Below are 7,048 nucleotides of genomic sequence, written 5' to 3' on the forward strand. Positions count from 1 at the left end.
GCACCGAGCTTGAGTGCTTCCAGATGTTGCCAAGCTCTTGCCAAATCATCCTCAAGACACTTAGCGCCTGAACCTCCATAAAAAAGATATACACTGAGATCTATTCATAAAACCAGGCACCCTACCCAGGGCCTTCGGCCGATTGGTACTTCCCCATGATGACCCTGCGCCAGATCCGCCACTTTATCGCCGTGGCCGAAACCGGCTCGATCTCCGCCGCGGCCCAGGCGGTATTCATTTCCCAGTCGACCCTGACCCTCGCGATCCAGCAATTGGAACAGGAAATCGGCGTCAACCTGTTCAACCGCCATGCCAAGGGCATGACCCTGACACACCAGGGCCATCAATTCCTGCGCCAGGCCCACCTGATCCTCGCCACCGTCGACAACGCCAAGCGCAGCCTGCAGCAGAGCACCGACCAGGTCGCCGGGCAACTGACCGTCGGCGTGACCAGCTTGGTCGCCGGCTACTACCTGGCCGACCTGCTCACGCGCTTCCAGCGCGCCTACCCGAACGTGGAAATCCGCGTCATGGAAGACGAGCGCCCTTATATCGAGCACTTGCTGGTCAGCGGTGAAATCGATGTGGGGGTGCTGATCCTCTCCAATCTTGAAGACCGCCATGCCTTGCAGACCGAGGTACTGACCCATTCGCCCCATCGGCTCTGGCTGCCTGCCCAGCACCCGCTGCTGGAACACGACAGCATCAACCTGGCCGACGTCGCTCGCGAGCCCTTGATCCAACTGAATGTCGATGAAATGGACCGCAATGCCCAGCGCATGTGGTCCGGCGCCGGCCTGCAGCCACGGATCAGCCTGCGCACGGCCTCGACCGAAGCCGTGCGTAGCCTGGTGGCCGCCGGCCTCGGACTGTCGATCCAGCCGGACATGACTTATCGCCCCTGGTCGCTGGAAGGCGACATTATCGAGGCCCGCCCCCTGGCCGACCTGAGCCATACCCTCGATGTCGGCCTGGCCTGGCGCCGCGGTACCGCACGGCCGGCCCTGGTCGATCCGTTTCTGACCGTGGCCCGCGAACAGCCCCACGGCGGGCGCAAGCCATCTATTTAATCGAATGCACCTTTCAGTATTTAGTATTTGTCGACCTCCAGCCCGACCACTAGTCTCTGGGCAGTCCTATAGAGACGGTCGGGCGCCCATCGGGAAGCCCCATGACCACACAACAAAAGAGACCTCGAAAAATGGCTGGCGCGCAATCGACTCCCCTGTTCACCTCGTTACTGATCGACGGCGAACTCGTTGCCGGCCAGGGGTTTGTCGAACCGATCATCAACCCCGCCACCGGGGAAGTCCTGACCCATATCGCCGAAGCCAGCACCGAGCAGGTCGAGAGCGCCATCCTGGCCGCCCACCATGCCTTTGCCAGTTGGTCGCGGACCACGCCGCAGCAACGCTCCAACCTGTTACTGCGCATCGCCGACGCGGTGGAGAAACAGGCCGACCAGCTCGCCCGCCTCGAAGCCCTGAACTGCGGTAAACCCTTGCACCTGGCACGCCAGGACGACCTAACGGCCACGGTCGACGTGTTTCGCTTCTTCGCAGGCGCCGTACGCTGCCAGACCGGCCAACTATCCGGGGAGTACCTGCCGGGCTATACCAGCATGGTGCGCCGCGACCCCATCGGGGTGATCGCCTCGATTGCCCCCTGGAACTACCCGATCATGATGGCCGCGTGGAAAATCGCCCCGGCCCTCGCCGCCGGCAACACGCTGGTGTTCAAACCGTCCGAACATACCCCGCTGTCGATCCTGGCCCTGGCCCCGACCCTGGCCGAAGTACTGCCACGCGGAGTGATCAATATCATCTGCGGTGGTGGCGAAGGCGTGGGCAGCCATCTGGTCAGCCATCCAAAGGTGCGTATGGTGTCGCTGACCGGCGACATCGTCACCGGCCAGAAAATCCTCCAGGCGGCGTCCAAGACCGTCAAACGTACCCACCTGGAACTGGGCGGCAAGGCCCCGGTCATTGTCTGCAACGATGCCGATTTGCACGCCGTGGTCCAGGGCGTGCGTAGCTATGGCTACTACAACGCCGGCCAGGACTGCACCGCAGCCTGCCGCATCTATGCCCAGGCCGGCATTCACGACCGCCTGGTGGCCGAACTCGGCGCGGCGGTCAGCAGCCTGCGCTTTGCCGGCAAGCGCGACAGCGACAACGAAATCGGGCCGCTGATCAGCACCCGCCAGCGCGATCGCGTGGCCAGCTTCGTCGAGCGTGCCCTCAGCCAACCCCATATCGAACGCGTGACCGGTGCCGCGGTGCATTCCGGCGCAGGCTTCTACTACCAGCCAACGCTGCTGGCCGGCTGCAAGCAAAGCGATGAAATCGTCCAGCGTGAAGTGTTCGGCCCGGTGGTCACCGTGACCCGCTTCGACGAACTGAGCCAGGCGGTGGATTGGGCCAACGACTCCGAATACGGCCTGGCCTCCTCGGTCTGGACCCAGAACCTGGACAAAGCCATGCAGGTCGCAGCACGCCTGCAGTATGGCTGCACCTGGATCAACAGCCACTTCCTGCTGGTCAGCGAAATGCCCCACGGCGGCCTGAAGCGTTCGGGCTATGGCAAAGACCTGTCGAGCGACTCATTGCAGGACTACAGCGTCGTCCGCCACATCATGGCAAGACACGGAGATCAGCTGTAAGCGATCACTAGAATCAATCACAGCGCAGCTACGCTAAGAACAACAAAGAAAGTGTCACCCGTATCGTTTACTGCCCCGACTGATAATTAAAAAAGAGGGATCCTCCATGTTCGCGCACAAGACCGCACTGCTCAGTGCAATCACCACCGCGCTGCTCGCCAGCGCCAGCATCCAGGCCGCCGAGCCACTCAAGGCAGTTGGCGCCGGCGAAGGCCAGTTGGATATCGTCGCTTGGCCGGGCTACATCGAGCGGGGCGACAGCGACAAGGCCTATGACTGGGTCACCGGTTTCGAAAAAGAAACCGGCTGCAAGGTCAGCGTCAAGACCGCCGCCACCTCCGATGAAATGGTCAGCCTGATGGCCAAGGGCGGCTACGACCTGGTCACCGCCTCCGGCGACGCCTCGCTGCGCCTGATCGTCGGCAAGCGCGTCCAGCCGATCAACCCCGAGCTGATCCCGAACTGGAAGAATATCGACCCGCGCCTCAAGGACGGTCCGTGGTACGTGGTCAACAAGCAGGTATTCGGTGCGCCCTATCAATGGGGCCCGAACGTGCTGATGTACAACACCAATGTTTTCAAAGAGGCGCCCACCAGTTGGAGCGTGGTGTTCGAGGCGCAGAACCTGCCCGACGGCAAGCCGAACAAGGGCCGCGTGCAAGCCTATGACGGGCCGATCTATATCGCCGACGCCGCGCTGTACCTGAAATCGGCCAAGCCGGAACTGGGCATCCAGAACCCCTATGAGCTGACCGAAGCCCAGTACAAGGCCGCGCTCGATCTGCTGCGCGCCCAGCAACCGCTGATCCACCGCTACTGGCACGATGCGACCGTGCAGATGAGCGACTTCAAGAACGAGGGCGTCGTCGCTTCCAGCTCCTGGGGCTACATGGTCAATGGCCTGCAAGCCGACAAACAGCCCGTGGCCTCGACCATTCCCAAGGAAGGCGTTACCGGCTGGTCCGATACCACCATGCTGCACGCCGATGCCAAGCACCCGAACTGCGCCTACAAATGGCTCGACTGGTCCCTGCAACCCAAGGTCCAGGGCGACGTAGCCGCCTGGTTCGGCTCGCTGCCAACCGTCCCTGCCGCGTGCAAGGAAAGTGAACTGCTGGGCGCCGAAGGCTGCAAAACCAACGGCTATGAGCAGTTCGAGAAGATCGCCTTCTGGAAAACCCCGCAGGCCGAGGGCGGCAAATTCGTCCCTTACAGCCGCTGGACCCAGGACTACATCGCGATCATGGGCGGCCGCTAACAGTCATAGCGGTAGCGACTGCGGGTCGATTATCCGCGCCCGGGCAGCGCTCGCACCCTCACGTACCTCAGTACGCGGCGGGTGTTGCGCGCTGGCCGGACACGGCTGATCGCCGCCCGCTACGCGCCCTGAACGACTGTTCCCGACTCAATGCTATTCGTTCATCAACACTGATATCCGACTGACCCTTTTTTAGAAGTCCAGGTACGGCCTGCGAGAGCCCGTGCCTATTGGGAGCACCGCACCATGACACTTGCAGTCCAGTTCACCCAAGTATCCCGACAGTTCGGCGAAGTCAAAGCCGTCGACCGGGTGTCCATCGATATCCAGGACGGCGAGTTCTTTTCCATGCTCGGCCCTTCCGGCTCGGGCAAGACCACGTGCCTGCGCCTGATCGCCGGCTTTGAGCAACCGAGCGCCGGCTCGATCCGCATCCACGGCAACGAAGCCGCCGGCCTGCCGCCCTATCAGCGCGACGTCAACACCGTATTCCAGGATTACGCCCTGTTCCCCCATATGAACGTGCGCGACAACGTTGCCTATGGCCTGAAGGTCAAGGGCGTCGGCAAGCAAGAACGCCTGGCCCGTGCTGAAGAGGCCCTGGCCATGGTCGCCCTGGGCGGCTACGGCGAACGCAAGCCGGCACAACTGTCCGGCGGCCAGCGCCAGCGCGTGGCCCTGGCCCGTGCCCTGGTCAATCGCCCGCGCGTGCTGCTGCTCGACGAACCCCTGGGCGCCCTCGACCTGAAGCTGCGCGAGCAGATGCAAAGCGAGCTGAAAAAGCTGCAACGCCAGCTCGGCATCACCTTTATCTTCGTGACCCACGACCAGACCGAAGCACTGTCGATGTCCGACCGGGTCGCGGTGTTCAACAAGGGCCGTATCGAACAGGTGGATACCCCGCGCAACCTGTACATGAAACCGGCCACCGCCTTTGTCGCCGAATTCGTCGGTACCTCCAACGTGCTGCGCGGTGAACTGGCCCGGCAATTGAGTGGTGTCGACCAACCGTTCTCGATCCGTCCGGAACACATCCGCTTTGCCGAAGGCCCGGCGGCCAGCCATGAGGTCGAGGTCAGTGGGTTGCTGCACGACATCCAGTACCAGGGCAGCGCCACGCGCTACGAGCTGAAGCTGGACAACGGCCAGACCCTCAATGTCAGCCAGGCCAACAACCAATGGCTGGACACCAGCGCCCAGCACCAGAGCGGCCAGCGCCTGACCGCGCGCTGGGCCCGCGAAGCCATGACCGTGCTGGCGAGCGAGGTGTGATATGAGCCTCGCCATCACCCCGACTGCGCCAAGCGCCTCACCGATGCGCAGCGTTGCCAACCTGCTCTATCGGCGTCCCAACCTGTACCTGTTGATGTTGCTGATCCCGCCACTGATCTGGTTTGGCGCGATCTACCTGGGATCCCTACTGACCCTGTTATGGCAGGGCTTCTACACGTTCGACGACTTCACCATGGCGGTGACGCCGGACCTGACCCTGGCCAACTTCGCGGCCCTGTTCAACCCGGCGAATTTCGACATCATCCTACGCACCCTGGGCATGGCCATCGCCGTCTCCATGGCCAGTGCCATCGTCGCCTTCCCCATCGCCTACTACATGGCACGCTACACCAGCGGCAAGACCAAGGCGTTCTTCTACATCGCCGTCATGATGCCGATGTGGGCCAGCTATATCGTCAAGGCCTACGCCTGGACCCTGCTGCTGGCCAAGGGCGGTGTCGCCCAATGGTTTATCCAGCACATGGGGCTGGAGCCGGTGTTGCAGTTTGTCCTGGGAATCCCCGGCGTTGGCGGCAGCACCCTGTCGACCTCCCATCTGGGACGCTTCATGGTGTTCGTCTACATCTGGCTGCCGTTTATGATCCTGCCGATCCAGGCCTCCCTGGAGCGCCTGCCGCCTTCGCTGCTGCAAGCGTCCGCCGACCTGGGGGCCAAGCCGCGCCAGACCTTTATGCAGGTGATCCTGCCGCTGTCGATCCCGGGCATCGCGGCCGGCTCGATCTTCACCTTCTCGCTGACCCTGGGCGACTTTATCGTCCCGCAACTGATCGGCCCACCCGGCTACTTCGTCGGCAGCATGGTCTACGCCCAGCAAGGGGCCATTGGCAATATGCCCATGGCCGCCGCCTTTACCCTGGTACCGATCGTGCTGATCGCCATTTACCTCTCCATCGTCAAACGCCTGGGGGCCTTCGATGCACTCTGAAAAAGCTTCCCTGGGGCTGCGCATCGCCGCCTGGGGCGGGTTGGTGTTCCTGCACTTCCCGATCCTGATCATCTTCATGTACGCCTTCAACACCGAAGACGCAGCCTTCAGCTTTCCGCCCCCGGGCTTCACCCTGAAGTGGTTCAGCGTGGCGTTCTCGCGCCCCGACGTGCTGGAGTCGATCAAGCTCTCGGCCCAGATCGCCTGCCTCGCAACGCTGATCGCCATGGTCCTCGGCACGCTGGCATCGGCAGCGCTGTACCGACGCGATTTCTTCGGCAAGGAAGGCATCTCGCTGATGCTGATCCTGCCTATCGCGCTGCCCGGGATCATCACTGGGATCGCCTTGCTGTCGGCCTTCAAGAGCCTGGGGATCGAGCCCGGCATGCTGACCATCGTGATCGGCCACGCGACCTTCTGCGTGGTGATCGTCTACAACAACGTGATCGCCCGGCTGCGGCGCACTTCCCACAGCCTGATCGAAGCCTCCATGGACCTGGGCGCCGATGGCTGGCAGACCTTCCGCTACATCGTCCTGCCGAACCTCGGCTCGGCGCTGCTGGCCGGCGGCATGCTGGCGTTTGCCCTGTCGTTCGATGAAATCATCGTCACCACCTTTACCGCAGGCCATGAACGCACCCTGCCCATCTGGCTGCTCAACCAATTGAGCCGGCCACGGGATGTGCCGGTGACCAACGTGGTCGCCATGCTGGTGATGATCGTCACGATGCTGCCCATTCTCGGCGCCTACTACCTGACCCGAGGCGGCGAAAGCGTCGCGGGCAGCGGGGGCAAGTAACCACGGAACCTGGAGGTGCGAGCGTGCTTGCAAGCCCGCTCGTACCTCAAAGACAACTATCAGAGTCACTGCGCCCTAAAGCCAAAGCGCCCCTTGTCGAAAAAGGACATG

Annotated in this window: 6 protein-coding genes; all 6 read left to right on the forward strand. The window is 62.7% G+C overall.

What is annotated here, in order from left to right; translation table 11 throughout:
* Window positions 1-155 precede the first annotated feature (155 nt).
* Window positions 156-1,070 carry a LysR family transcriptional regulator gene (locus NPS46_RS15375; protein ID WP_274108525.1) on the forward strand — a complete coding sequence of 305 codons (915 nt, stop codon included), beginning with the start codon at window positions 156-158 and terminating at the stop codon, window positions 1,068-1,070.
* Window positions 1,071-1,171: 101 nt separating this feature from the next.
* Entirely contained in the window at window positions 1,172-2,662 is a 1,491-nt protein-coding gene (locus tag NPS46_RS15380) for a gamma-aminobutyraldehyde dehydrogenase (RefSeq protein WP_274108527.1), read from the forward strand.
* Window positions 2,663-2,768: 106 nt separating this feature from the next.
* Window positions 2,769-3,920, forward strand: a complete 1,152-nt coding sequence (ydcS, locus tag NPS46_RS15385; protein WP_274108529.1) for a putative ABC transporter substrate-binding protein YdcS — start codon at window positions 2,769-2,771, stop codon at window positions 3,918-3,920.
* 246 nt (window positions 3,921-4,166) lie between these two features.
* A complete protein-coding gene (locus NPS46_RS15390; RefSeq protein ID WP_274108532.1) occupies window positions 4,167-5,192 on the forward strand; it encodes an ABC transporter ATP-binding protein in 1,026 nt (341 codons plus the stop codon).
* Between the two features lies 1 nt (window position 5,193).
* Window positions 5,194-6,138 (forward strand): ABC transporter permease, encoded by a 945-nt coding sequence (locus NPS46_RS15395; RefSeq protein ID WP_274108534.1) that lies wholly within the window; start codon window positions 5,194-5,196, stop codon window positions 6,136-6,138.
* Entirely contained in the window at window positions 6,128-6,937 is an 810-nt protein-coding gene (locus NPS46_RS15400; protein ID WP_274108536.1) for an ABC transporter permease, read from the forward strand. Before NPS46_RS15395 ends, NPS46_RS15400 begins: the two co-directional genes overlap by 11 nt.
* Window positions 6,938-7,048: the final 111 nt, after the last annotated feature.

Origin of the sequence: Pseudomonas putida, from assembly GCF_028682395.1 — a bacterium.
In the GTDB taxonomy this organism is placed as follows: Bacteria; Pseudomonadota; Gammaproteobacteria; order Pseudomonadales; family Pseudomonadaceae; genus Aquipseudomonas; species Aquipseudomonas putida_AB.

Bases quoted from the DNA above. Each gene is read 5' to 3' on its own strand.
- NPS46_RS15375 (WP_274108525.1), top strand. From the start codon at position 156: ATGATGACCCTGCGCCAGATCCGCCACTTTATCGCCGTGGCCGAAACC.
- NPS46_RS15380 (WP_274108527.1), top strand. From the start codon at position 1,172: ATGACCACACAACAAAAGAGACCTCGAAAAATGGCTGGCGCGCAATCG.
- ydcS (WP_274108529.1), top strand. From the start codon at position 2,769: ATGTTCGCGCACAAGACCGCACTGCTCAGTGCAATCACCACCGCGCTG.
- NPS46_RS15390 (WP_274108532.1), top strand. From the start codon at position 4,167: ATGACACTTGCAGTCCAGTTCACCCAAGTATCCCGACAGTTCGGCGAA.
- NPS46_RS15395 (WP_274108534.1), top strand. From the start codon at position 5,194: ATGAGCCTCGCCATCACCCCGACTGCGCCAAGCGCCTCACCGATGCGC.
- NPS46_RS15400 (WP_274108536.1), top strand. From the start codon at position 6,128: ATGCACTCTGAAAAAGCTTCCCTGGGGCTGCGCATCGCCGCCTGGGGC.